The organism is Legionella taurinensis (assembly GCF_900452865.1).
Classification (GTDB): Bacteria; Pseudomonadota; Gammaproteobacteria; order Legionellales; family Legionellaceae; genus Legionella_C; species Legionella_C taurinensis.
Genome location: NZ_UGOZ01000001.1, coordinates 460,468 through 486,326, shown reverse-complemented (window position 1 = coordinate 486,326; position 25,859 = coordinate 460,468). Strand labels below are relative to the sequence as shown.

Below are 25,859 nucleotides of genomic sequence, written 5' to 3'. Positions count from 1 at the left end.
TCTTGTTACAATTTATTTACGATATAATTTGTCAAATTCTATAAAGAACCATAGAGGCATACAGAATGAGCACAGTTAATATATTGGTTGATAATAATCCTAGTGATGAAAGTAATGCTCGTTTAAGAAATGGAATAGTAGATTTTAATGCTAAATACCTCCATGAAAAAGCCAGTCCATTTAGTATTTTCGCTCAAAACAATAAAAATGAAATCATAGGTGGTGCTACTATTTGGGAACATAGTGATGCATTTTACATTGACATATTATGGGTTGAGGAGAATTACAGAGAACAAGGGGTAGGCTCTCGATTACTCAATGAACTATTTAATCAAGCAACCATTAAAAATGTAAAAAAAATCTTTGTTGATACCTATGAGTTCCAAGCCGTTGATTTTTATAAAAAACAAGGTTTTTTTGTAATTGGACGACTTGAAGACTATTTATTAGGGCATGACAGAATTTATTTAAGAAAAAACTTAGGTTAATTAAAAAAATTATTTCTCTGAAATTCAGTAATAAGATTAATCAAATCAACTCCTCTATTATTATAAAGATAAAATTCAATTTGATGGCGGGATCAGGATTTAATTATGCAAAGATAATCAATTGGGTCAGACTTGATTGATTATTGATAACTCAAATTGTTAACTTTTTGTAAAAAATTTAAAATTCAAAAATGACACCCCCTGAATTGTGTAAAATAAAAGCAATTATAATTTATGGGCTAATGAGCCCCAAAAAAAACATTTTATTGGCTGCAGTGGTGTTTTATGCAAGAACGACAAGAGTTAATGAAAGAGCTACTTGATAATGCAAATATTCCTGCATTATCGTTATCTTGGTGTCAAAAAGGCACTCGACATACTGTGGCTAATGGAGAGACTGACACATCAGCACCAACCCATGTTGATACAAATACTTTATTTCAAGCGGCATCCCTAAGTAAACCCGTATCATCGGCTATTGTTTTAGATTTGGTTGATCAGGGTAAATGGGATTTAGACACACCTCTAGCGGATATTGCTGACTATGGACCCTCAGAACTTAAGCAAGACCCACATTATCGAGCACTTACAACTCGTATGATTATTGGACAATGTTCTGGTTTAGCAAACTTTGGCCAGGATGGTGATGACGGAACAAAATTTATCGCAACACCTAACACTCGATTTACCTATTCAGGGGTAGCACTTGATTTTTTAAAGCAGGTTGTTGAGGAAAAAACGGGCAAGAAATGGGAAGAAATTGCTCAATATTTTTTTAAAAAAGCGGGTATGAAGAGCTCTACCTTTATGAGGCAGTTGTCAGACGGTCATCTCAATGGTACCCCTCGGGATGTTGCCAAAGCGCACCAGCCAGATCCCTATCCTGATGGTCCTCATACCCCTTTACCCCCATTAGCAGACGATGTACCAGGGATCGCTGCAGGTTCTATGCTTACAACCTCAGAGGACTACATCACCTTTCTACAGTATTGTTTTAAAAATGAGTATCTTAAATCAACACTATTGACAGGCGCTCTATCAAAACTCCCTCCCACTACTTCACCCGAAACCTCACAAGTCCAATGGGGTTTGGGAATGGGGGTTTACAGTAACAAAGAGTCAGATAAAACTACTGCCTTTCATTGGGGAAATAATACTGGATCTATTTCATTTTGTGCTATGGATATGGAAACTGGTGATTGTGTGGTAAGTTTTGCAAATTCAATGAACGGCCCTTCTGTGTTTCAACTGGTAGCAGAGCCTGTTGTTGGCAATATAAAACCATTATTTGAATGGTTATCTACCTATTGTGGCTTTAATGATGTGAACCCACCCAAAGTACCAGACGCTATAACAGAAACAGTTAATTCAATTCGCTCATTAGCCAAAATAAGTCCTGTTGATAATGGCCCAGAAATAACAAATCATTTCAAACAAAGTGTGAAGCAATTACAAAACAATGATATAGCTCCAAATATTTCTTCCGACGACAATATGGTGACTAAGTATGGTCTTTAAAAACTATATTTACTCCAGTGAGCAAGTAAAACACATTAAGAAGTCTGCATTAATATCAACTGAATTACATCTCATCAACACTAACAGATTACTTGCCTCAATTAGCTTCACTCACCAATAAAAATAAAGAACCACTCAAGCAACCTTAAAGCAACCGCATCCTCAAGATAGCTAGATCCGCTAACAACTTTACTGAGCAAAAGCGGGCTCACATCAAGAACTTCAGCGAGGGTTTTCAAATCATAATTACCGTGTGTCAGAATAAATTCAATTAAATATTTTTGCGCTTCTTTTCTACGCTCAAAATGTACAACAACTTCTGATGCCAAAACTTCGGCTAAACATCCCATGTAACAATCTCCCCTTTATTCAAACAACAGGGGCTCATTCACTACCCCTGAAAGCAGTAAAACATAATGCAGTAGGTAAAAAAATTAGTTTTTTTACCTAGAGAATGTTGGGAATAAAATGCAGAATTGTATTACTAATAGTCAATATAAACTTTTAGTCCAGGGCGCCTGTTAAGCAGTAATTGTTTCAATTATTGTGCTTTCTGGTGCTTTTGTATTATCAATGAGATTACGAATTTTTCCAGCAATGAAATACAAAAATACTGCGGCTACTAATGCCCAGCCCCCCAGTTGATTGAAGACATAAAGATAATCAGCATTCGTCGATAAAGGATCAATAGAATCTGTTTTCATCATCGCGTTAGAAAAATAAGTTGATAAAGAAGCTGAAACCCCAGAAACCATCATCCAGGTACCCATTAAAATCCCTTGTAATTTGGGAGGGGCAATTCGTCCTATCATTGCATACCCTACTGGACCAATAAGTAACTCAGCAATGGATTGAGTCACTAAATGCAATATCACCCAATTAATACTGCTAAAACCATGACTATCAGAAAACATCACACCACAAGCTAATAAAAAGAAAGAAAGTGCCAGAAATATAAAGGCCCATACAAACTGCATGGAAACAGAGAAATTAAAGCCTTTTGATTGTAACTTATTAATAACTAGTGCAGTAATTGGAGCACCAACGATGATAATTATGGCATTGATATTTAAAATCCATTGAGTTGCCAATTCATAACTTAAAATATGCTTATCAACATTATTTTTAATGAAAATGGTTATACCCATGGGACCGGTGTAATAAATCATCCAGAAGATTATAGAAGTTACCGTCAGGATTAAATAAGCTTTAATTTTTTGTTTATCTGCCTTTAGCGGTTGCTTCTGTCTTAAAAAAACAATAACAAAGAACATGATAATACTTACCACCAAAACCATTCCGTTACTAAAATCCGCTGAGTTAAAACAGACCATCAGGAAAGGGACAAGTAGAACTGTGCCTGTTATACCTAACAAATGCTTCATTCTCCGGCTACTGCGATCCTTCAATTCCATCAAAGGTGTATTTTTATCAGCAAGATCAGCCCAACTAAAAGCCATTAAAAGTAACGTAATAATATTGATAAAGAGGCTTGCGGAAAATATTTGTTGATATTGATTAGAATAATCATAAAACCCACTAATAATAAAACCTGCAAAAAACCCAACATTCATTGCTGAATAGCTCATAAAGAAGGCTTTATCCCTTCTATTATCATCTGGATCAAAGCGCTGGGTTAAAATAGTGTTATAACAAGTGGTATTGAGTCCACATCCCACTAAAAATAAACTTAAGCCCAAATAAAGAGTTGAGGCTTGGGAAAAAATCAAAAACAAAATGCCCAAACTTTGTATGATGGTAGTAATAAAAAATAAGGCACGGTTGCTAAGATAGCGTCCTCCCATTAATCCGCCTACCAAATGCAGTACGAAATTAAAGGCTAAAAATAGGCCAACGATACTATTTGAAACTGTATTGGATAAACCAAGCTGTTTCGTGATATAGAGCGATAGGGATGAATAGAGAATAGCGTATGAAAATGTTGAAAAAGCCTGTATGAAATATAGCGGGGTCACTCCCTTCGGCATTCGTTGCAATGATTTAATCATTTTTTCTCCCTGGATTCCTTTTGGTGGGTGACTCTACCATTAAAATTGGCTAGTATTAAGTCTTTTCAGCATTTATCTATTTTTATAAATTGAGATAATTGTAAGTGCATTGATTTATAAGGTGTTTAGGAATGAACAGCATTCAAAAAGTTTCATGGGAAGAAATCAAGCACAAAGTAAAAACAATCAACCCCTCTATATACCAAGTAATTGAGCAAATTACCCCTGATGATGGAATCCCATTTTTTCTTGCCAAATATGAGTTCGGTGAACATTTTGGTGTTAAAAATCATGCTTACTTACCAACTGCTTCGGGCAAATTGGAAAAAATTGATAGCAAGCATACTGACAACGATCTTTTTAAGCACTTAGGCTATGGTAAAAATAGCCTGCCTTTAGGCATGATCCTGGATAAATACTGTGAATGGCATTACTTTGGAGAAAATGAGCGTATATTTCCTGACTGTGTACAAGGTCCGGGCGCTATTTTCAATATGCAAGTTGTATTTGATGAAGACAAAACTATTGATAACAACGTGTTATCGGTATCTTCCGGTGCATTATCATCATTCTTGTTACCAAATATTGGTTGCCAAAGAAAACACGTAAGAATTCAAAAACATTTTAATGTATCTGTTTCCGCACCTAAATCACCTTATGAGCACTACCAAATATTCAAAGAAATTCTGCAGGATAAGAATACTCAACCTAATTGGTATAGCCAAATTCTTTATTTTTCAGAACAGTTTATTAAAGAAGTCCAAAACAATGATAAATGGCTTAAGTTAAAACTCTATTTTTCAGAGTCGTTGAGAAAAAAAATCACCCAAAATACTTATGATGCTTCTTGTAACGATCTGTTTTTAAGCGCAAAAAAAGTTAATCGGTTTAGACCCACTCCTTTTATTATGGATACAGCGAAGTATATCTTTAATATTTGTATGGGATCAGGCATCGGAGTTAAACCGGCTATTGATGACCAATATTTCCCAGTTCAAGCTATCCAAAAAATTTATAATCAATGCTATGGTCTTGAATATACTCCTACGCTAATGGTTCCCTCTTCTTTGAGTGAAAAAAATGACAGCGTTTATTATCCATTACAATGCCCTTTTGCCAAAATAAATACCTTTAAAACGAACCAAAGTAACAGCACATTAACTGAACTGGAAACCCTGAAAAATGTTTTACTTGCCTATCAAGAGGAATTTACAGAAGAGAATGGTGATGCCTTCGGTAGCTCCCTGTATCATGTGAGCATGGAAACCGAATTTTCATTTTACCATTACAAATCAACAGGAAAACAAACCATAAAAAATCCATTAGAACTGTTAGAGTCTGATAAACGGTTTGCTTTCTCACATTGTAATAACGTCACCAGCTTTTCCAGTGATGCCAAATTATTTAGAGGATGTGTGCGACTTGTTAGATAGCTTAAAATTCTGAGCATCCATTTCCAAAAGATCCAGATATTTTTGACTAACACCTTGCTTTGTTATAGGGGGTATATATAGAGTTGAAACTGCGGTAACCACGGCTTGTTTTAATTCTCGCAGTTTAATCCATTCAATTCTTGGTTTTTGCGTAGGCAGAATGGCTGCCTCATAAATACACACCAGCTGTTCATCAAGATAATAAGTTCGTAGGTAATCACAAAGAATATTTAGTTTTTGAGTTTGCTTTGTGTCATGCATACCCAGATTGGAAATTTGCCAAAGAATGATGTGCGCATATACATCTATTCGCCTTTCATAAATTAGCAACTCTGTTGCATCAATAGCAAAACAACCTTGATCCCCGGGATCAACTTGTAAATCTGAAAAGAGACAATCCATAGAGGATACTGCTGGCAATATTACTGCATTTCCGTTCTCAGCTCTGATTTTTTTTACCGCACTCAAGGCAGATTCAGCAAAAACTGTAGGATGTCCATAAAAAACTACGCAAAGATTTTTAATCCGTTGATACTCGCTAATTATATGGGTGGTGATATTGTGATAAGCATCAACTCGTTTATCAGAATTAAAATAAATAGACTCTAACGACTCAGATTCTTTAGTCTCACGAACAATCCATTCTTTCAGGCTGTCTTCATTAACTAAATATAGAACCTTATCCGCTCTTTGAATAACTCGTTTAGTCTCTTCCGTCAAATGAGCAATTGACTTTATTCCAGACCCTACAACAATAAGTGTGTGCATTAATTATTTTATATTTACAATTTTATTGGCATTGGGCTGATGAAGTAGATTTAATAAAAGTGATAGATTGGTATCTATTTTTTGCAAATCCAAACACATTTCTGAGTGCTCACCGTCATTAAAATACTCATTACCTACCGATTTTTCTACTGCATCTAGTAAATTCATCCCTAATTCCTCTGTAAATATTACTCCTATGGCGAATTGTATAAACAAAATGATCAAAGGTATAGCGTCTTTTGAAAATTCATTTTTTATTTAAAAAAACAATAACAAAACAATTATAGAAAACATATTGCATGGAACTACTCGTTATGATTAAATCAATGCACGAATCGAGCATTTTGATAAATGGAAATATAAGAATATCAGGCTAGGAGTTAATTATGCTGCAGACCGAATTCAAACAACAAATTTTATTTATGGGTGATATCGAACAAATCATCGGGGTCAACCGAATCACTCTTCGACGATGGTGGTTAACTGGAAAATTCCCCAAACCGATTAAATTAAACGGTTCACTTTTATCCTGGCACTTTGAAGTGATCCAGCAATGGATCAATCAGCATATGAACATCACTAACGAATTGAACTCTCCAGCTCAATAGTCCCGCAATCTAGATCTTTTAAAGACAGGCAATCGCCTGTTTTTTTGCTTATAATAATTCTTGAAAAATTTATTTTTGCCACTTTTGATTTCAAATTTTTCATTTGTCCAAGGGATTTAAAATCAATGTATGTATTGCTTTATTCATAATACTTCTGCATTACTGCCTTAATACCCGACATATCGAGACCATTTGATGATGAAAAATCAATAAGATCTGCCTCTATAAACTGTAGAAGAATTTGAGCCTGTTCGGTAATACCCTTAATCTTATGAAAGAGCCTATTCTTGCTAGTTTCAAAGTACACATCCTCCCTGTTTTGAGGCATGCATTTATGCACTAACCAATTCCTTTCCGATAAAAAAATCTCTAAATTTTGCAGCAGTGACTCAGTGTATATACCCTCTTTTTTAGCAAGACTGATAGCTCTCCCAAGGGTATAAAAGCGATATCCTTCTAAAAGCTCATTGGCTTTTATTAAAGGCATACTATAAGGTTTTTTCACATCCCTTTTTAATGTGATTGAATGACTAAGTGCATCTTCTAAATGCTGAACCATGCATAAAGCCTCCCCGACCAAGCAGTACAGTTTGATTTCATCTTGATTCGCAGGCTTTCTTGGCTCTTTCTCATTTAAGGGGGCACTTTAATCTAAGTTAGAGTAATCTAACTCCTTGATTTGACGATCAAAAGGAGATTAAAGTGCCGAAGTATGATCTTATCCTAAATTTACCCGGATTTTCTATAAGGAAAGTGAAAGGTTATCAACCATTGTGGTTAGAACTTTCTTATAATCGACTTCCTCGTTGTGGTCATTGCAAAAGTAAGGTAGTTCGTAAAAAAGCTTCTTATATGAGAAAAGTTCATCATGAACTTATAGGGCATCGAAGAAGTATCTTAAGTTTTAAGGCTTATAAATTGTATTGCCACACCTGTAAGCGTTATGGCAATCAACAGTTCCCTGGAATTAATAAGCATCAACGTTCAACATGGCGGCTCCAAGCCGCTGTCTTTCATGAGCATACGCGGGGTGTTTCGCAAAAAGATTTGGCTGAGCAATTCAAAAAAGGTAAGGCCACAATTGAGCGTTGGTATCAAAAACAATACCAAGAGCAACATAAAGAGCTAAGCAATGCATTATGTCCTACAGTCCTTGGGATAGACGAACATTTCTTTAGTCGTAAGCAAGGATTTGCAACAACCTTGTGTGATTTAAAAAAAAGAAAAATATTCGATATTGTAAAAGGCAGGAGCGAGAGTACGCTCAAAAGCTATCTGTCTTCTCTCCCGGGAAAAGAAAGAGTTAAAGTCATTTGTATGGACCTAAGTAGCACCTATCGTTCCATAGTTAAAAAATACTTTCCCAATGCCAAAATAGTCGCAGACCGATTCCATGTCATACGACTATTACAGCATCAATGCATGCTAACCTATCGGGAACTATCAACAAAAATAAAAAGTAATCGCGGCCTATTAGCTCTACTTCGCAAGAAACCCGACAAATTAACCATTCAGCAACTCATTACCAGAGACGCTTTCTTTAAAGAGAATCCCGCTATTGAATCCATCTATCATTTTCAACAAAGTCTTTATGAAATATTAATGAAGAAAACATTAGATAAGCCTCGCTGTCGTCAGCTCATCCCTCAATTCCTGGACATGCTCAACTCACTAAAAAACAGCGCTTTCAAATCATTATGCGCTCTTGGTAAAACCTTAGATTCTTGGAAAGAAGAGATCGTGAGAATGTGGCGATTCAGCAAGTCTAACGGCATTACCGAAGGCTTCCATAGAAAAATGAAATTGATTCAAAGACGAGCCTATGGCTTTAAAAACTTTGAAAATTATAGAACCAGAGTTAGAGTACTATGCTGTTGATTGAGTGCCCCCGTAATTGGGAAAGACCCGCTTTCTTTTATATTCCGGGGACATATTATTATTTAATTAATCATTATGCATTTGTGAAGATCTGATTTTCTAAGTACCCACTAAAGTGCCCATTAAAATCTTTTGAGGAGGGAGGGAAACTCTTAAAGCCCTTACTGGGCTTGGTCGGGACGGAAGGATTTGAACCTTCGACCACTAGCACCCCATGCTAGTACGCTACCAGGCTGCGCTACGCCCCGAACTGGATGGCAATAATACCGTGACCGGCGAGAAATAACAAGCCTCTCGTCGTTAAATGCCCGCGGGTCATGCGGGCATTGTTATTCCACTTTATTTCGTGCCCGATTGCCAGAATGCAATGTTGGCGCCGGCAGGATCCCTAAGGATAATAAAACGACCCATCTCACCTGCCTGGGTAATGGGCATGATGACCTGTGCACCCAGTTTTTCCGCCTTAGCCAAGGTCTTTTCAAGGTCATCCACCAGAATATACCCCATCCAGTGCGGCGGAATCTCCTTTTGCCGGTCATTAGGGATTTGCCAGAGGCCGCCAAACTCCTGATCACGGTTTTTTATCATCGTGTAGGTGAACTCGCCCAGGTCATGATCAGTGAATGTCCAGCCCAACAATTGACCATAAAACGATTGAGCCGCCTCTTTGTCAGCGACAGCCAGTTCATTCCAGCAAAACTCCCCTGTCTGCGGTTGGTTCATTTTTACCTCCTTGTGGTTGGATGTAATTGAGTATAGTCAACGGCGCTATTTTTTGGCGTTAGCCTTTTTAAGCATTAACAAACTCGGGTATGATGGAGTCCATTAAATTGACAGGTAACCGAGGGATCCTTATGCCAATTCAATTAACTCCGCTCCAACGCCGTACCTGGGCTTCATCCCCCAGTGAGTTGTCTGCTTTTTTAATTAATATCAGCGAATTTATAATTGAAATTAGCAAACCCAAAGCACTGAAAGATAACAAACCAGAATACACCCAGCTTTTTTCGCAGGTTTCCACTAAAATTCTGCAATACATCAGCAGTGAAAACTCGAACGCCCTGGCCCTTTCCGGTGCCTACTTTCGCTACCTTAAAAAAGAAGGGTTGATGACCTGGACTGTGGCCGATAATAACGCTTTGAATGCGCTGCTCGGCCCCTACCGGCAGGAAGCCAGCGCCTCAGTCTATCTAAAGAGCTTCTGCACGGAAGAAAGAAGTGCAAGCGATGCTCATTGTGCTTTCCTTCGTACCATTTTATTCGCTGACCTTGAGCCCTTGGTTGCCAAGAATAAACAGTTAGATGATTTCCTTGCGTCCGCCATTAAAGTGATTGATTTTCTAACCACGCCCTATATTGTTCTTTTTGAAGAAGCGGAGGCCCATAAAAAAACCACTTCCGGGACTGATTTACAGTGGAGCAGCATGCAAAAGGGCTTAAAAGGTGCACGGGATGCCCTTTTAAATTTGATTCCCAAATCGGTCCCCCCATTTAAAAAGCCAATCAGCTCGAAGCTACAGGCGCAAACGGCACAGATGGATAAGGATTTACAGATTTTTCAGTCCTGCCTTGCCGTAGAAAATGTCCGTCTGGAAACCCAGGCTCATTACCAGGCGCTTTTGGAAAAATACCAGCGCTTGCAGCAAAGGCATGAGGAACTCAGCGTTTTCATCCGTGCCCTCTTGAAAGAGCCGCTTGGAACAAACGCCACCCTTGAGGATTACATTCGCGCTTATGGTGAACACTGGCAGGCCAGTTACGAAAAACTGAAAGTGCAACAGTTTAAACAACAGTACGAGGCTTCCCTGGCTGAACAGGAAAACTTGCGTAAACAAATCAAAGAGCAACAGGCTGAAATTGAAAAACTGGTGCATAAGACACCTCCCTTGCCGCTGAAACAACCCCTGGAAGACTTAAAGGTGAAATGCGACAAACTCGCCCAGGAAAACAAAGCCCTGATCGACAAAGCCTCTGAGCTGGCAAACGCCCAATCTTTGATGACATCTCAGAATAACCCGCAAAAAATGTCGTTCATTGCCTGGATAAAAAACCTGTTAAATCAATTAAAAAACCTGCAACAAACCCAGCAACAGTCAGACAAAGCGATAGCCACCCTGAAACAGAACAATAAAGAGTTAGCAGCGCAAAACCAACAGTTAAAGGATCAATTACAGACCGGGTTCGACAGTTCGCCCGCCGTGATGCACCCCCAAGAAACCTTACCGCAACTGGAAACCTGGGAAAAGCTGTTGCAGCAGCACTGCACTGGAACCAACAGCGCCGGGGTGAAAGAAATCATGGCGGAAATAAAAAAACTGCAAAAAAAGGCATGGCCCGAAACGGAAAAATTATCGATGCTTAGCCTGAAAATGCGCGAAATCGCCGCATCGCGCAAAGACAGCCATTGGTCAAAGTCTCATTTTTTTGGTAAAGGGCGTCATCAGGGGGTACAGTCGCTTTATACACTGATGGCGGATGAAGCGTTTTCCCTGCACAACAAAGCGTATTGCAACCAATTACAGGATTTATTCACTAAAACTCACTTTGTTCATGACAAAGAGGAAAACAGAGAGGAACAAAAGCCTCTGCTCATTCAATGATGGGAATGGGCCGCTGTAGAAATAAGTATCACGCGTAACCCGGATAGGCCATTAGGCCGTGTCCGGGTTAGCAAGCATTTATTCCTCAGTTTTGACTTCAATTTTCTTTTGTACAGCCATGGGCTTTTTAGGGATGGAAATTTCCAGAACGCCGTGCTTGTAGGTGGCACTGATTTGTGACTCATCGGCCGTTTGCGGCAGGCTGAATCGGCGGTAAAACTGGCCCTGCACGCGCTCTACCCGGGAATAACCATTCTTCTCTTCCTTGCTTTCAAATTTTCTTTCACCGCTGATGGTCAGCACGTTATTTTCGAGAGCAATATGGATATCATCCTTATTAACGCCAGGGATATCCGCCACCACCAGGAATTTTTCCTTTTCTTCTTTGATATCAACAGCCGGAGCCCAGGTGCCTGTGTCTACAAACGAAGAGTCTGCACCATTATCGCGAAAGAAATGGTCAAAAATATTACTTAAATCTTTTTGCAAGGGATAATAACTACGTATGTTCATCATTTTCTCCTGAAAGTTTAAGAAGGGGTGATATTAAACATAGGGGTTACGGTCTGTTTTTCAAGGGATTGGCAAAAATTATTTAACAGGATTTGACGGGTTCAGGTTCTGGCTACGATTTGGGACTATTGACCAGGATATCATTGCCAATCTGATCGAGCGGATCACTTTCACCGGTGGTTTCATAGCCCGGGACGCCATCGCCCAACAAATCCACTTCGTCACCGCTGATAAACTGGTTCTGGTTTGATTCATTGGACGAGTCTTCCAGTGAGAGTTCATCGCCAAAATCCGGCTCCGGTTTAACCAGGGTATCCACGGTTTCTTTTTCAAGATTACTCATCGATTTTCTCCGCTACCTCAATTTATTATAGACTTTGTGGCTGTTTTTCTTTATCAAAGGGTTCCATTTGTTACCCTTGGCCAGTAACCGCGTACACACATCAACATCCAGCGGTTCGCTGTAATAAAAGCCCTGAACCTGATCACTGTGATGTTTGCGCAGGTAGTTTAACTGCTCCCGGGTTTCCACCCCTTCGGCAAGAACCTCCAGGTTCATTTGTTTAGCCAGATTAATGATGGCTTCGACAATGTATTGTTCATTGTTATTAGAGGTAATTTCATCAATAAACAATTTGTCAATTTTAAGTTTGTCGAAGGGAAAATGTTTTAAATAACCGAGATTGGAATACCCGGTGCCAAAATCATCGATCACAAAGTGCACCCCTATCTCCTTTAATTCACTCATCTTTTGCGCGCACTCATGGAAATTGGTGGTGATCGATGATTCCGAAATTTCCAGTTCCAGTCGGGAGGGATCGACCTGCGTTTCCTGGATAATATTTTTCATGGTGTCAACAAAATGAGGGTGCTGCAATTGACTGATGGCAATGTTGATTGCCATGTGCAGGGGGGCATAGCCTTCTTCCTGCCACTGTCGACTTTGCATGCAGGCCTCGCGCATGACCCATTCGCCAATGGGATTAATCAAGCCGTTTTTCTCAGCCAGCGGAATAAACACCTTGGGTGGAATATTGCCCCATTGCGGATGATACCAACGCAGGAGCGCTTCAACACCCATCATGACATCGCCATCCAGGCTGATTAAAGGCTGGTACTGCAACCTGAACTGATTATTGGACAGGGCTTCGTACAAATCGAGTGTTAAATGAGTGTAACGCAGGACGTCATCGACGTATTCCGCACGGTAAAATTGGTAGGTGTTACGGCCATTCTTTTTTGCATTGTACATGGCGATGTCGGCTTCTTTACTTAATTGCTCCGACGGACGCATGGAATCAAAGTTGGCAAAGCTGATGCCTATGCTGGTCGACATCTGGCATTTGTACTCATTAAGGATGAAAGGTTCTGACAGAATGGCAATGATTTTATCAGCTAGATGCGACACCTGATCTTCATTAATATGGCCGTCAACCACCACAATGAATTCATCACCGCCCAAGCGATAAATATTATCGACTTTACGCAGGTTTTTTCTCAGCCGCTTCGCCACCTGCCTCAATAACAAATCCCCGTAACTGTGTCCCCAGGCGTCATTGATCTGCTTAAACTCATCCAGATCAAGAAACAGCACGGCCAGGGATAATTTTTGCCGCATGCACCGCTCAATGATGAAAGGAAGCTGGTTGTTGAACTGATTGCGATTGGCAAGGCCCGTTAACAGGTCATAATTGGCGAGATACTGCAATTGCTGATTGACTTTGGTTAACTGATCTTCACTTTTTTTGCGCTCAATCGTATAGCGGATAACCCGATCGAGCAACTGCCCGTTCAGCTCCTGCTTATTAAGGCAATCACTGGCTCCTGCATCGCTGGCTTCTGTACTGTCTTCTTCGGAAGCTAAAACAACAAAAGGCACCTCACTGCCTTTGCCGATGGCCTTCCTTACCAGATTAAACCCATCGAGGGGCTCGGTCACAAAATCAACCAGGCAGACATCCACATGGCCACCCAGGGTTTCGGCCAGCGCATTGTCAGGATTAAGAACCACATGCACCCGGAAACGGCTTTTTTTGATGGTACTCAACAGCTTTTTGATGCGTAATAATTCCTTCTTTTCATCACCGGCCAATAACACCTGGATTTCCATAATTAACTCCCTACGCCAATAAGATTAACACGCAGCCGTTTCATTGCGTGAACTAAGCATGTACGACGGGGTTTCAAATTGCCTGGGTTTATGCGGTGAGTCATTCTGCGTCCCTTCATGGTCAATCCTAAGCCGGCGCTTCCTATCCAAGCCAGAATATATGTAAAAGTATAGTCAACGCAGGGTGAATTGCTTGGGTTCAGGAGGACAGTGGATGCTTTAGGGATCGCCGCAGGCAACCGCCTTGCCATAAAAGCAAAGGACGTTGCCTGCGGTTTATGTGGGACAAAGTGAATTAGCTGAAGGCATTGATGCCGGTAATGTGACGGCCTAATACCAGCGTGTGCACATTATCCGTTCCTTCGTAGGTAAACACGGATTCCAGATTCAGCATGTGACGGATGACGCTGTATTCAAGGCTAATCCCGTTGCCGCCTAATAAATTACGGCATTGGCGGGCTATTTTCAGCGCCTCGCGGCAGGCATTGCCTTTAGCGAGTGAAATCATAACCGGCGTTTCACGCTGCTGATCTTTCAAGCGACCAATCTGCAGGTTTAAGCACTGGGCTTTGATAATTTCCGTGTACATTGCGGCTAAGTCTTTCTGAATCAACTGGAACGAGGCCAATGGGCGGTCAAATTGCTTACGCTCCAGCAGGTAGTCGCGGGTTTCATTGAAGCAGGCCATGGCCGCCCCCATCGCTCCCCAGGCAATGCCGTAACGGGCCTGACTGAGGCAGCTTAAAGCCGCGCCCAAGCCCTTTTCGGTCCCCGGCAACAAGTTTTCATCGGGAACAAAAACGTCTTCAAACACCAGTTCGCCGGTGATGGAAGCCCTTAACGACATCTTGTGTTTAATTTCCGGGGCGCTGAAGCCTTTACTGCCTTTTTCAACAATAAAACCGCGAATGCCGCCCTCGGTCTTGGCCCAGACGATGGCAATGTCAGCAATCGGCGCATTGGTAATCCACATTTTACTGCCGTTTAAACGCCAACCGCCGTCCACTTTCTTAGCCTGAGTGCGCATGCTGGCTGGATCAGAGCCTGAATCGGGTTCCGTCAGTCCAAAGCAGCCAATGACCTCACCGGCCGCCATGGCCGGTAAAAAGCGCATTTTTTGCTCTTCATTGCCGTAACGGAAGATGGGGTACATGCACAGTGAACTTTGTACCGAGACAAAACTGCGCAAACCGCTGTCGCCCTTTTCCAATTCCTGGCAAACGATGCCATAGGCCACATAAGAGGCTTCCGCACCGCCATATTGCGCCGGCAGGGTTAAACCCAACAGACCCAAATCCGCTGATTTTTTAATCAATTGACGGGGAAACTGCCCGTGTTCGAACGATTCAGCCATTAAGGGAATCACATCGTTGTTGACAAAACGCGCGACGCTGTCGCGAATCATGCGCTCATCGTCATGCAATTGTTCGTCAAGAAATAACAAGTCGTCCACCTTCTTTCTCCCTTTTTACTGAATGCAATGCCAAAACGGCCGCAATAATTGAATCCCGGCTGGGCAATAAGTATTGCCAGGCGGTACCTAACGGAATAAAGCAGTCTTCCCCGGTGATGCGTTTGATTTTCAAACGCGAGGGGGCTTCTTCCATCAACAGTGTCATTAATCCCTCACTGATGGAAGCGCTGCGTCGGCCTTCATCAACAATAAGCACCCGTTTGGCTTTCGCCACCTCTTTGATAATGGCGGCTGCAGGCAAGGGGCTTAACCAGCGCAAATCCACGATTTTGGTTTTAATGTTGTACTGCTCTTCTAATAGTTTAGCGGCCTGCCGGGATAAATAGTAACCATTGGCATAGGTTAGGATGACGGTATCCCCCTGCCCATAAACGCCGACCTCCCCGGGTTCAATGGTTTGTTCAGGTGAGGGATAGTCAAACAGCCAGCCGTTGTCGCCGTTTTCGTGCAAATCCTTGGTCATGTAAAGGGCAATGGGCTCAAGGAACACCACAATGCGACCTTCCTTGTAAGCCAGGCGCATGGCCGTACGTAACATTTTCGCCGCATCCGGCCCATTGGAAGGGCAAGCGACGATGACACCGGGCAAATCACGCAGCACCGCAATGGAGTTGTCATTATGGAAATGACCGCCAAAGCCTTTCTGGTAGGCTAAGGAAGCGATGCGGATAACCATGGGATTCTGGTATTGGCCGCTTGAAAAAAAGGACAGCGTCGCCGCTTCACCCCGTAACTGGTCCTCGGCATTGTGCAAATAAGCTAAAAACTGAATTTCAGGTACTGGAATAAAGCCATTGTGCGCGAGGCCAATGGCAGTACCCAGGATGGTGGTTTCATCCAACAGGCTGTCAAAGACGCGGCGCTGACCGAAGCGGGCCTGCAAATCAGCGGTGACCCGGTAAACGCCGCCTTTTTTACCCACATCCTCGCCAAAAACCAGCATATTGGGGTATTGCATCATCAAGTCAGTTAACGCGAAATTAATCTGTTGGCAAAGGTTGCGCTTTAATTTCAACTGACTGGCCGCGGCACCATAGACCGCCAGGCGTTGGGTTTCATCCGGCAAGGGGAAATCGGCTTTCGCCTGCGTTTTTGGCGTGATCGACGCCATGATCTGCCGGGCGCTGGTCATGCGCGGCAGGCGTATGGCCTCGGTGGCCTTGGCTTCGATTAAAGCCCGGTTATCACGGTACAAATCAATCATGGCTTTTTGCGACATCCAGCCGCCATCGTATAAAATGCGGGCGGAGTGCAGCAGCGGGTCATGGCTTTCAATGAGCTCAATTTTACTCTGGCTGTGGTATTGCGATTCAATGTCTGAACCGGCATGACCCAGCAGGCGCACGCAGCGCATGTGCAAAAAAACAGGTTGTTTTTTATGGCGGGCGATGGCTTCTGCCTGACGCGCTTTCAGGTAAACATCGGCCATGTTCAGACCATCGCAATGCAGGTAGTGAATACCGGGACGCTGTTTCACTGAGGACTCGATCCAGCTTTCAGGGGTCGGCACCGAAATGCCGATGCCATTGTCTTCGCAAATGAACACAATGGGCAGAGGGTAATTCTGACTGGCTATCCAGGAACAGGCATTTAACGTGGTTTGACTCGACGCATGATTGGTTGAAGCATCGCCGAACGAGCAGAGGATGACGCTGTCCGGCGATAAATTTGCTGTAATCCCGAGCTCTTTGGCACGGGTGATGGACAAGGCCGCGCCCAGTGCCTTCGGCAGGTGCGACGCAATCGTCGAAGTTTGCGGCGGGATATTCAAAGCAACACTGCCAAATACTTTATGACGGCCGCCTGAAATCGGATCGTCTGCGGCGGCCACCAACGACAGGAGAATGTCCCTCACCCCATCGCACCCCGCCGCCTGCTTGGACCGCTGCAGGTAAAAACCGCCGCTTCGGTAGTGCAGAAACGCCATATCGGACGGTGAGAAAACCTCGCCAAACACGGCATTGCCTTCATGGCCGCTGCTGCCAATAGTGTAAAAGGACAAACCCTTTTCTTTAAGCTGGCGGGCAATTAAATCAAGCAGGCGCGATTTCATCTGCGAATCGAAAATCTCAATGCTTGTTTTTTTATCCATGCCGGCCTGAGAGGGAGTCAATACGCTTCGGGGAGCAGGAAAGTCACCCTTTTGAACGCGCTTTATAAATTGTTCGTCGACAACACTCGCTCTATCTAACATCTTCCACACCCTGTTTTGTTAGTATCCCTATGTTACCCAAGCTTTGGTGAGCCACGACGCCTTTTCATGGACAACCATCAAGAAAAGGATTTTCCAGCCGATAACAAAGGCATCAGTATAGTGAAATGACTTTAGAAAAGACAAGAAAAATTGGTGGTGAGCGCAGATAAAGGATGCCGTTATGGCCTTTGACATTGGTGCGGTGCAAAGCGTACGCTTAAATCCGGTGCAAGAACTCAAACTTGCAAAACCGGCCGTGGACCTGTACGTCGGCCAGATCCTTAAAAGCGTTGTCGTTGGAGCCTTGAAAGATGATCAGGTCACCATCCAGATCAACGGCCAGAATATCAATGCCAAAACCGCGCACCATTTTGCCCGGGGGAAGTGCTGGATGTGAAGGTGCTGCAAATCGGAGAAGAAACCATTCTGCAGGTGTTAAGCGATAAAGCACCGCCCTCCCCCATTCAAACGGCCCTGGCCCAGAACCTGCCGCGGCAGGCCCCGGCCACGGCCCTGCTGGCCACACTCAATGCGCTGGTGGAGCATCCGAAGCTTCCAGTCAATGTCAAAGAGCAGATAAACCACATCCTTTCAAGCCTTCCGACCATTTCGCAATTGCCGAAACAGATCATGCAGGCGGTCAATCAAAGCGGCCTGTTTCTGGAAGCCAATCTGCTGACGGCAGCCGCTACGCCAACGGCCGTACCGCCGGCAGCCCTTGCCAGTGACTTGAAAGCACAATACCTGCGCCTGTTAAACACCTTGGCGCAACAGGGTATTACCCCGCCTGCCAAACCCATGGCCATCACAGGGTATGAAATGGCCGAGAATGATTCCCTGCCACTGCCCGGTGCGGTGCCGCAACCCCACCATCGCCTGGAGCCTAAATCCCTGCAATCCATGGCTGACATGCCGGTGGAAAAACTCCTGTCCGTGCTGAGCGAACACACGGAGCATGCGCTTGCCCGCATCAATACCAGTCAATACGCTCACTTGATGAAAACGCCAGATCAACCTTACAGCCTGATGCTGGATTTACCGATAAGAACGCCCGATGGTCAGGAAGCCATTCCTCTGCTGATTAATGAAGAACATCAGAACAACCTGATACCACCGCGCTACAGTATTTCATTTGCCTTAAGCTTAAATGATCTCGGCGATTTGCAGGGCACAGTGACGCTGCATCAGAATACCATTGATATCCACATCAACGCTGACAAGCCGGCCACCCTGGATCTGTTACAAGATCATCATGATGAATTTACGCAATTGGTCAGCGACCTGGGGTTGAATTTAGGCGCCTTTGGCCTGCACCTTGGGCTTGAAGACAACAAAATCGACGGCAGCCGCTTCTCTTTACTGGACTTGAAAGTATGAACAAGACACCGCCACAGGCCGTAGCCCTGCAATACGATGGTGAATCAGCCCCGCGGGTGGTGGCCAAAGGCGAGGGATTCATTGCCGAGCAAATCATCAAAGTCGCCCAGGAAAATGGCATCCCGCTTGAAAAAGACCCAGAGTTGACAGCCATGTTATCCAAAGTCAAATTAAACGATGAGATTCCCCCATCCCTTTATCTCGCCGTCGCACAATTACTGGCTTTCCTTTATTATCTTAATGATAAAAAGCCCGAAGGCTACGCAAACGAAGAACGGCGGGGATGATTGGCAAACAATAAACAATCAAACTACAATTTGAGCTAAATGACGAAGAAGGAATAACAACATGAAATGGATGGCTTTAATACCCTTCGTTTTACTGACTGGCTGTAACTACACCAATACCGAGTTTGTTCAATACCAGCAGGTCCTGGTGGTTCCGCCTCATCAAACCATCACCATTGTCAAAGACGCACCGGTGGATGTGACCACAACGCGCGTGGAGTGTTATTGATTTTTATCGGAAAATTACAACAGACGATGCAATTTAAAGGGCAAATGAACATCCGGTTCCTTATCCCAGAGGCTTATCACATGACCGCCATACCCTGCGCCGACAATTTTGCAGGCTCTGGCGTGTTTTTTTAATTCCTGAACATGCTGATGAAGTTTGTCAGAAACCAGTCCCCAGTCATAAAAGCATTGATTGCCTTTGTTTAAGGCACTTTCCAACAAAAAAACCCCTTCCGTCGCTTCGCTTTCCAAAGCCATCTGGATTTCCCTGGAGGAATCAAGCATCCGTTCATCAATGCGGTTGGCCAATTCAGGATTGGTTTTGCGCAGTGTATTCACCGTCTTGACGCAGCTGTCAGTGATGCTTTTTTCACCGGAAGACGACACATAAAGGTGGGGTCTCCAGCGCGGTTCAATGGGTTGTATTTCATGATTGGCTGAATACTTAATCACCCCGCTGGACATGACTCCGGCGATATCCAGACCGCTGCTTTTGATATGAAACTCGTTTTCAAGCTGAATGGCAAATTCAAAGAGTTCCGCCTGACTGATTAAACCGTAATAAAGGCACCAGCGGGCGACGGCTACGCAAATGGCTGCGGAGAATCCGAGGCCTGCACCGATGGGAATTGAGGAGTGAATAGTAAAAAAACCAGTCAGATCCGCGGGGTTTTTCTCCGCGAGCATCAGTGCGTGGCTGACGACAGGCCACAACATGATGGAGAGCGAGTTTTCACCCTCAGTGGAAATCGTTTGAATGGTACGGACAGAGTCCTTGGTGTAACCCAGGGTGAGCGTGTAATTGCTAAATGGGGTGACAAAGGCAAAACCACGATGAACAATCACATGCTCCCCGGCCAGTATGCATTTGGCAGGCACAGAGGTATGAAAATCCATAAATACCGCTTCTGATAAATTAACCTAATTAACTATAGCATAGCACCATCAATTTGATTAATTTTTATTCAAAAAAGCCTGGCGCACAGTCTATACTCTTAATACCCATCGGGTGAACGGGGACGAATGAATGAATAATCCTCATGTGGTGCTGATTACACCAGATGATGAAGTACTGGGAACCATCGACAAGTTGTCGGCGCATCAATACGCCATGCTGCACCGCGCTTTTTCCGTGTTTATTTACCGAAGACGGCAAGACCAGTTTGAAATTCTTTTACAACAACGTCAACAGAGCAAATACCATTCTGGCGGTTTATGGACCAATACTTGCTGTTCGCATCCGACGCCAGACGAAAGCATTGTTTCAGCCGCTGAACGCCGCCTTTATGAAGAGATGGGGATTAAAACCACGCTTCATACCGTGGGTAAATTTCATTATGTGGCGGTATTTAATAATGGTTTATTCGAAAACGAACTCGATTACGTGCTGGCGGGCACTTACGAGAGCGACATCATCCCCTTTAATCAGGACGAGGCGCAAGCCGTGCAATGGATTACGCTGACAGATCTTAAGCAATGGGTCCATGACGAACCAGAGCAGCTCACGCCCTGGTTCCAGCAGGCCTTACGCTTGTTTATCCCTTATCTGGAAAGCCGGGTGACGGATAAAACCGTCAGTTAATCCATCAGGAAAACTTCAGTACGCTGGTCGCAGGACTGAGCGTCGGCTTTGGTTCTTTCTTGAAAAACCCCAGCTGTTTTTTGGATGCAGTCTCCGACTGGTGCGCAATTTTCACTGTGGGCAGTTTATTTTTAAGGATCTCCCTGTCCTCCTCCGAAAAGCATTTACCCAAAATGACAGTCTTTAAGCTGCTGCTGTTTTTCTGCAAAAAGCCCACCAGCACGGCAAAATTGGATTTAGATTGATTATCAATAAAATCATCGATAATGACACTTTCAAGCTTAGGCAACTCAAGAGCATTCAGCCAGTTGAGTATATCAGCAAATTCAAAAGGGTAAGGATGAGACAAATAGCCTTCGCCGTGCGGTGAGTTTTCTTTAAAACCATCAATCGTTAGATATTTAATGTGTGCAAATTGCCCCCTATCCAGGTCAGACTGCGAAAGCTGCTTTTCAATTTGCTTTAAATCTCGAACGACCTGTTCTAAAAAAAACACCCTGATGTCTTTCTTGGACTTTTCATCGGCAAATAGTGCAAAAAAAGAAATGATCATCTTGTAAGTCTCAATCTCATGCACAGTCACGTTGATTAGGCGTAAGACGTGAGCCAATCCCTGAGTTGGCAGCCACTGATGCATATTCATTATGGGTAAAGGCTCGGCAAACTTTTTCCCCGTGGTAGAATCAAAAAGTTGGATTACCGCACTAATCTCCGTTAAAAGAAGCAACCAGTTCAGCGAACGCTGTCTGCCTTCATCAAGGTTAATTCTACTTTTTTCAATCGCTTTAAGATTTTTATAGAGGCTGTTCTCCAGTAGATGCTCAAGCAGTTTGCGAAGTTCCTGAATCGATTCAAGCCTGGACTTCTGTTTATACAACTTGACATTTTCACGAACAAAGCCCGTGTTGTCATGCCAGCAGGTATAGCTATTGAGTGAAAAATTGGTTTTAAATTCATTCCCGGGAGCTGGCACTTTTTTTATGATGAACTGGCTGATGGCAGCGTCTGGCATAAGTTGAGGGTGTTGCCCTGCTTCCATGCCAGGCTCTTCAGGCGGCTTACGCGAAGGAGGTGTGCAATCAGTGGTCATGGACGCCTTAAACCCTGCTTCATCGATGGAAGCCTGCCGCGACAGCAGGTAACTTGGCGCCGAGGGATCGACTGTAACCAGTTCCATTTGCGAATTTTTTCGAGTCAGTGAATCAATAAAATAAGGCGTTACGGTGCTGTCCACCGTGTCAGCCCGGGTGAGTTGGGAAAACGACGCGGGCGGCTCACTGTTCTTGCGGGGCAGATCGTTTGGTTTCTCTTTTGAAATATAAAGCTGCTCTAAGCTTTTGAGTTCCCTTAATTTCTTTGACGTGAGTGAGGCCGTATAGGCCAACGTCCTTTCACTCTTTACCGCTATCTCGCTTGTGGCTCGAGGGATTATAGTTTCAGTTCTTTCGACTTTTTTAAAGGCCGGCTCTGACAGTGAGAACTTGCTGTGTAATATCGCAGCCGCTGCTGTCATCTTGCTGTCCGTCATCTCACTTTTGGTCAAAGCATTTACCTGTTCGGTACCTCCGACTTTCTTAATTGTCGGTTCTGGGGAAAATGTGGGGGCGGGTAATGCAGCAGCCGTTGTAATCTCACTGTCGGTGTGAAATAGTATGCTCTCGTTCTCTTCGAGGATTTCATCCCGTTCACCTAAGGTTTTTCCAGTTTCCTCGGAGGCATTTTTCGTTTGAAAGTCCTCAATGGATGGAATCAGTTCTTCCGGGGACTCCTGAAGCCTATCCTGCAGGAATTCTTTTTTCTGATTTTTTTTAAGAATAAGATCGATAAACCCCGTGCCAGTCTTTTCAGTTGCTGTCTTTTTCATAATCACTACTGCCAATCAAAAAATGTCATAAAGTAGTCAATTTGGAAAAAAATTACAAGAACAGACAAGGTATTTTTGCACTATTTTCTGACTAACGTCCGTATTCTTACCGCTTGCCAACGTTTGAAAAGATTGATTATAGTTAGTCTTCCCGTAATCACTGGCAGGACGCCATGCGCCCTTTGTTCATTACCCTGCTCACCTCGTTATGGACTGCCTCAGCCACTGCCCTGCCGGCAGGTTTTGTCTATCTGCACCAAGTGGCACCCGAAATCATTGAAGACCTGCGCTATGCCAGCGCCAACAATTTTACTGGACAGCGCGTTCCCGGTTATCAAACGGGGCGGTGTATTCTGACCCGGGAAGCTGCAAGGCAACTCGCCTTAGTCGAAAAAGCCGCTTTAAGAAAAGGGTATACATTAAAAGTCTACGATTGTTACCGTCCACGCCGCGCAGTGAAAGCCTTTTACCGATGGAGTCAATCAAGCAACACCGCCACCAAAATGTTTTATTACCCACGCGAAGAAAAAAACACCCTGTTTGCCAAAGGCTATATTTCACTCGCTTCAGGCCACAGCCGCGGCAGCACGGTCGATTTAACCCTGGTGAAACTGACCCAGCGTGGCCACTACCCGGCACGCGTCAATGGTACCTGTTACAGTAAAACCAATCAGCATGTCGACGATGACGCCATCAACACCGGCACCCGTTTCGATTGCCTGGACCGGAGCGCGCATATTTTTTATCCTGAATTAACAGCCGTGCAGCGACAAAACCGCCTGCTGCTCAGGCAATTCATGATGGCTCAGGGATTTAAACCCTATGGTAAGGAATGGTGGCACTTCACCTTGAGGAAAGAACCCTACCCCCAGACCTATTTTGATTTTACTGTTCATTAGCCAGGTTTTATGATGAAAACAAACAATGCTCATTCCCTGCTGAAACGACTGGTCTGCCTGACCTTGATGCTCCTGATACCGCACGCTTTTGGCCGCAGCGTCAATGTCTATGTCGAGTTGGATAATCTCGCTGTTTATCAATCCATTGAGCAGTTTAATCAGTTTTTAAAAAGCAAGGGGGTTTTTAAGAAGTACCAGATAGAGCCTTTTCTTCACGCTTACCCGCTGCATGTCACCCTTTACCTTGCCGATTACCCCGATAAAAACATCCCGCAGCTGGTTAAACGAGTGGCCTTTCTGGCCAAATTCTGGCACGCAGTGGAGCTAAAAACCACCTCGCTCTATGTCACCGAGGGAAATTACGTCATGCTTGGCATTGATTTACCGCCTCAGGAGAACAGCGGTAACCATTACCTGCAGCAGATGAGCGATGAAACCGTGCTGCAATTGAATTCGCTGCGGGACAACAAGATGCCTATCCCCGATTGGGCAATGAAGAACGCCGTTAAACGTCAGGCTTTCAGCCTTTACGGCAGTCCCAATGTGTTTTTTGAATACGCCCCCCACATCACCCTGATGGCCAAGCCGTTTAACAATGCCACCGAAGCGGCGGCTTTTCACGAGGAAATGAACGCTTTAATTCAAGAATACCGGCAATTGAAACCCCTGCAATTCAAGGTATCCGCGATTGGCATTGGCTATGCGGATGCATTGGGGCAAATCACGCAGCCGTTTGCACATTTCAAACTGTCACTGCGTACAAAAGAAAAGCCTAGGGTTTAAGCCGCTTGGAGGGGGTCTTACTGTAACGGGTCAACTCCTTGTCAAAATTTTTTACCTGCGCCTTTTGCCGGCTTTGTTCCTGTTCCATGAGGCTTTGCAGACGCAGCAGTTCATTTTTAACCCCGGAAGTTTCGGTTTTAACCTGCTGAATTTCTTCCCTCAGATGAAGGGCCTCTTTATTGCGTGTAACAAATTCCTGCCTTAATGCTTCCAGCAGATTGGCTTCAATTTTAAGTTGCTGCTTGAGCTGTTGATTTTCACTGCGCAGCTTTTTTATTTCTTTTTGCAGGCCGCTGGCTTTTTCCGACGCCTCACCCAGGGCTTTTTTCTTGGCCGCCAGACGTTCTTTCACCAGTTTCAACGAGCGCTCCGAGGATTTCAGGGTGAATTCAATTGCTAACTGGGATGCGGCGTTAACAACCGTCAACGCCTGACGCTCAATGTCAGTCTGGTTTTTTCGCAGAAACACCGTTTGCCGGCAGGCATCGGCCACACCCACCGCGGCATCGCGAAGACGGGTGGTCACCGTTTGAATTTGTTTGCCGCTTTTTAAATGGGAATAATATTTATTGTCTTTTCTTAACACAGCAAGCGGCGTCAGCGCCATGCCCACGGCCTTTAAAAAATAAATGATCAGCACAGTGACCGCCTTGGTTAACTTGGACATCTCCTCTGCTTTTTTGGGTGAGGCGTGAAATGAATTAAGGTAAGCAGTCAACTGCTCCTGAAAAAGTAACTGGTGAATGCCTGCCGCCATGATGTCATTCGGTTTGGGGCTTTTTTTATTCAGACTGGCTGTTGCAATAAAATGCTGAAGTTCATTCAGGCATCGCGACTTACGCTCAGCCGTTGTCCCTGTGAAGGAAGGCACCAGTATGTTGTGTAAGACAGCCCAGTCCTCCTCCTCAAAAGCAACCCACCCCTCTTTACCGCTGCGGATGAATTTGGCAAGGCATCCCATACTCTCCGGGGAGCCACTGTCAAAACACAGGGAAACGGTACGTAAGATGTTTTGCAGCCATTGCTCAACCAAGGCCTGAGTGGCCTTGCTTTCATGGCGGGCGATGAGAGCCAGGAGCAAAAGCACTTCATTCATGAGATTTAACAGGCTTTTCCTGTTAAACCATCCCTCATTCGACAGCGTGGTTGATTTTATTCGTGCTGTTGAAAGCATAATGTCGGCTAATTTTTATAGGAACACTTTGAATTATAGCAAAAATTGGATTTTGACAAGGCAGCGTTGAGA

Annotated in this window: 27 protein-coding genes and 1 tRNA gene; 13 read left to right on the top strand and 15 right to left on the bottom strand. The window is 43.8% G+C overall.

Going from position 1 to position 25,859, the window contains the following annotated elements; all coding sequences use genetic code 11:
* Positions 1–65: 65 nt before the first annotated feature.
* Positions 66–488, top strand: coding sequence for a GNAT family N-acetyltransferase (locus DYE45_RS02250; RefSeq protein ID WP_115300327.1), 423 nt, complete (start codon positions 66–68; stop codon positions 486–488).
* Positions 489–773: 285 nt separating this feature from the next.
* Positions 774–2,006, top strand: a complete 1,233-nt coding sequence (locus DYE45_RS02245; protein ID WP_115300326.1) for a serine hydrolase domain-containing protein — start codon at positions 774–776, stop codon at positions 2,004–2,006.
* Positions 2,007–2,113: 107 nt separating this feature from the next.
* Here DYE45_RS02245 and DYE45_RS02240 read toward each other — a convergent pair whose 3' ends face one another.
* Positions 2,114–2,356, bottom strand: coding sequence for a hypothetical protein (locus tag DYE45_RS02240; protein WP_115300325.1), 243 nt, complete (start codon positions 2,354–2,356; stop codon positions 2,114–2,116).
* Between the two features lie 171 nt (positions 2,357–2,527).
* Positions 2,528–4,015 (bottom strand): peptide MFS transporter, encoded by a 1,488-nt coding sequence (locus DYE45_RS02235; protein ID WP_115300324.1) that lies wholly within the window; start codon positions 4,013–4,015, stop codon positions 2,528–2,530.
* Positions 4,016–4,146: 131 nt separating this feature from the next.
* Here DYE45_RS02235 and DYE45_RS02230 point away from each other — a divergent pair, with 131 nt between their 5' ends.
* The gene (locus DYE45_RS02230; RefSeq protein ID WP_115300323.1) at positions 4,147–5,448 is read left to right on the top strand and encodes a hypothetical protein; all 1,302 of its coding nucleotides are present in this window, start codon (positions 4,147–4,149) and stop codon (positions 5,446–5,448) included.
* Here the strand turns inward: DYE45_RS02230 and DYE45_RS02225 are convergent.
* Together DYE45_RS02225 and DYE45_RS14630 are read right to left on the bottom strand one after the other, a co-directional pair.
* Positions 5,416–6,216 carry an SAM-dependent methyltransferase gene (locus DYE45_RS02225; protein ID WP_115300322.1) on the bottom strand — a complete coding sequence of 267 codons (801 nt, stop codon included), beginning with the start codon at positions 6,214–6,216 and terminating at the stop codon, positions 5,416–5,418. The genes DYE45_RS02230 and DYE45_RS02225 overlap by 33 nt on opposite strands.
* A gap of 3 nt (positions 6,217–6,219) precedes the next feature.
* Positions 6,220–6,384: a hypothetical protein gene (locus DYE45_RS14630; RefSeq protein ID WP_160160659.1), complete on the bottom strand. Its 165-nt coding sequence runs from the start codon at positions 6,382–6,384 to the stop codon at positions 6,220–6,222.
* Between the two features lie 218 nt (positions 6,385–6,602).
* Between DYE45_RS14630 and DYE45_RS02220 the strand changes: the two genes are divergently transcribed.
* Positions 6,603–6,824, top strand: a complete 222-nt coding sequence (locus tag DYE45_RS02220; protein WP_045096288.1) for a helix-turn-helix transcriptional regulator — start codon at positions 6,603–6,605, stop codon at positions 6,822–6,824.
* A 139-nt stretch (positions 6,825–6,963) separates the two neighbouring features.
* Here DYE45_RS02220 and DYE45_RS02215 read toward each other — a convergent pair whose 3' ends face one another.
* On the bottom strand, positions 6,964–7,383 hold the full coding sequence (locus DYE45_RS02215) for a hypothetical protein (RefSeq protein ID WP_115300321.1): 420 nt from the start codon (positions 7,381–7,383) through the stop codon (positions 6,964–6,966).
* 143 nt (positions 7,384–7,526) lie between these two features.
* Between DYE45_RS02215 and DYE45_RS02210 the strand changes: the two genes are divergently transcribed.
* Complete coding sequence (locus DYE45_RS02210; protein ID WP_115300265.1) at positions 7,527–8,702, top strand: ISL3 family transposase; 1,176 nt, start codon at positions 7,527–7,529, stop codon at positions 8,700–8,702.
* A gap of 171 nt (positions 8,703–8,873) precedes the next feature.
* Here DYE45_RS02210 and DYE45_RS02205 read toward each other — a convergent pair.
* Both DYE45_RS02205 and DYE45_RS02200 read right to left on the bottom strand, forming a co-directional pair.
* Positions 8,874–8,950, bottom strand: a tRNA-Pro gene (locus DYE45_RS02205).
* Positions 8,951–9,041: 91 nt separating this feature from the next.
* Positions 9,042–9,425, bottom strand: a complete 384-nt coding sequence (locus DYE45_RS02200; RefSeq protein WP_108293118.1) for a VOC family protein — start codon at positions 9,423–9,425, stop codon at positions 9,042–9,044.
* Between the two features lie 131 nt (positions 9,426–9,556).
* Between DYE45_RS02200 and DYE45_RS02195 the strand changes: the two genes are divergently transcribed.
* Positions 9,557–11,302 carry an AAA family ATPase gene (locus DYE45_RS02195; RefSeq protein WP_115300320.1) on the top strand — a complete coding sequence of 582 codons (1,746 nt, stop codon included), beginning with the start codon at positions 9,557–9,559 and terminating at the stop codon, positions 11,300–11,302.
* A 78-nt stretch (positions 11,303–11,380) separates the two neighbouring features.
* Here DYE45_RS02195 and DYE45_RS02190 read toward each other — a convergent pair whose 3' ends face one another.
* The 5 genes from DYE45_RS02190 to DYE45_RS02170 all read right to left on the bottom strand — a co-directional run bounded on the left by DYE45_RS02190 (position 11,381) and on the right by DYE45_RS02170 (position 17,593).
* On the bottom strand, positions 11,381–11,815 hold the full coding sequence (locus DYE45_RS02190) for an Hsp20/alpha crystallin family protein (RefSeq protein WP_108293122.1): 435 nt from the start codon (positions 11,813–11,815) through the stop codon (positions 11,381–11,383).
* 112 nt (positions 11,816–11,927) lie between these two features.
* Positions 11,928–12,158 carry a hypothetical protein gene (locus tag DYE45_RS02185; RefSeq protein WP_108293124.1) on the bottom strand — a complete coding sequence of 77 codons (231 nt, stop codon included), beginning with the start codon at positions 12,156–12,158 and terminating at the stop codon, positions 11,928–11,930.
* A gap of 12 nt (positions 12,159–12,170) precedes the next feature.
* Positions 12,171–13,925 carry a GGDEF/EAL domain-containing response regulator gene (locus DYE45_RS02180; protein ID WP_108293126.1) on the bottom strand — a complete coding sequence of 585 codons (1,755 nt, stop codon included), beginning with the start codon at positions 13,923–13,925 and terminating at the stop codon, positions 12,171–12,173.
* A 295-nt stretch (positions 13,926–14,220) separates the two neighbouring features.
* On the bottom strand, positions 14,221–15,378 hold the full coding sequence (locus tag DYE45_RS02175) for an acyl-CoA dehydrogenase family protein (protein WP_108293128.1): 1,158 nt from the start codon (positions 15,376–15,378) through the stop codon (positions 14,221–14,223).
* Complete coding sequence (locus DYE45_RS02170; RefSeq protein WP_108293130.1) at positions 15,356–17,593, bottom strand: dehydrogenase E1 component subunit alpha/beta; 2,238 nt, start codon at positions 17,591–17,593, stop codon at positions 15,356–15,358. The genes DYE45_RS02175 and DYE45_RS02170 overlap by 23 nt, the downstream gene beginning before the upstream one ends.
* A gap of 181 nt (positions 17,594–17,774) precedes the next feature.
* Here DYE45_RS02170 and DYE45_RS02165 point away from each other — a divergent pair, with 181 nt between their 5' ends.
* The 4 genes from DYE45_RS02165 to DYE45_RS14625 all read left to right on the top strand — a co-directional run bounded on the left by DYE45_RS02165 (position 17,775) and on the right by DYE45_RS14625 (position 19,486).
* Positions 17,775–17,990, top strand: a complete 216-nt coding sequence (locus tag DYE45_RS02165) for a TP0910 N-terminal domain-containing protein (RefSeq protein WP_115300319.1) — start codon at positions 17,775–17,777, stop codon at positions 17,988–17,990.
* Between the two features lie 2 nt (positions 17,991–17,992).
* Entirely contained in the window at positions 17,993–18,970 is a 978-nt protein-coding gene (fliK, locus tag DYE45_RS02160) for a flagellar hook-length control protein FliK (protein ID WP_115300318.1), read from the top strand.
* On the top strand, positions 18,967–19,257 hold the full coding sequence (locus tag DYE45_RS02155; RefSeq protein ID WP_108293134.1) for an EscU/YscU/HrcU family type III secretion system export apparatus switch protein: 291 nt from the start codon (positions 18,967–18,969) through the stop codon (positions 19,255–19,257). Before fliK ends, DYE45_RS02155 begins: the two co-directional genes overlap by 4 nt.
* 61 nt (positions 19,258–19,318) lie before the next feature.
* Complete coding sequence (locus DYE45_RS14625; RefSeq protein WP_160160658.1) at positions 19,319–19,486, top strand: hypothetical protein; 168 nt, start codon at positions 19,319–19,321, stop codon at positions 19,484–19,486.
* 14 nt (positions 19,487–19,500) lie between these two features.
* On the opposite strand, the gene DYE45_RS02150 is transcribed toward DYE45_RS14625, so the two are convergent.
* A complete protein-coding gene (locus DYE45_RS02150; RefSeq protein ID WP_115300317.1) occupies positions 19,501–20,382 on the bottom strand; it encodes a mevalonate kinase family protein in 882 nt (293 codons plus the stop codon).
* 130 nt (positions 20,383–20,512) lie between these two features.
* Between DYE45_RS02150 and idi the strand changes: the two genes are divergently transcribed.
* Positions 20,513–21,067, top strand: coding sequence for an isopentenyl-diphosphate Delta-isomerase (gene idi / locus DYE45_RS02145; RefSeq protein WP_115300316.1), 555 nt, complete (start codon positions 20,513–20,515; stop codon positions 21,065–21,067).
* A 4-nt stretch (positions 21,068–21,071) separates the two neighbouring features.
* Here the strand turns inward: idi and DYE45_RS02140 are convergent, their stop codons facing one another.
* Positions 21,072–22,931 carry a hypothetical protein gene (locus tag DYE45_RS02140; protein WP_108293140.1) on the bottom strand — a complete coding sequence of 620 codons (1,860 nt, stop codon included), beginning with the start codon at positions 22,929–22,931 and terminating at the stop codon, positions 21,072–21,074.
* 173 nt (positions 22,932–23,104) lie between these two features.
* Between DYE45_RS02140 and DYE45_RS02135 the strand changes: the two genes are divergently transcribed.
* A complete protein-coding gene (locus tag DYE45_RS02135) occupies positions 23,105–23,830 on the top strand; it encodes a M15 family metallopeptidase (protein ID WP_108293142.1) in 726 nt (241 codons plus the stop codon).
* Positions 23,831–23,842: 12 nt separating this feature from the next.
* Complete coding sequence (locus tag DYE45_RS02130) at positions 23,843–24,613, top strand: 2'-5' RNA ligase family protein (RefSeq protein ID WP_160160657.1); 771 nt, start codon at positions 23,843–23,845, stop codon at positions 24,611–24,613.
* Here the strand turns inward: DYE45_RS02130 and DYE45_RS02125 are convergent.
* Positions 24,603–25,787 carry a hypothetical protein gene (locus DYE45_RS02125; protein WP_133138161.1) on the bottom strand — a complete coding sequence of 395 codons (1,185 nt, stop codon included), beginning with the start codon at positions 25,785–25,787 and terminating at the stop codon, positions 24,603–24,605. The two genes, DYE45_RS02130 and DYE45_RS02125, sit on opposite strands and share 11 nt — an antisense overlap.
* Positions 25,788–25,859 lie beyond the last annotated feature (72 nt).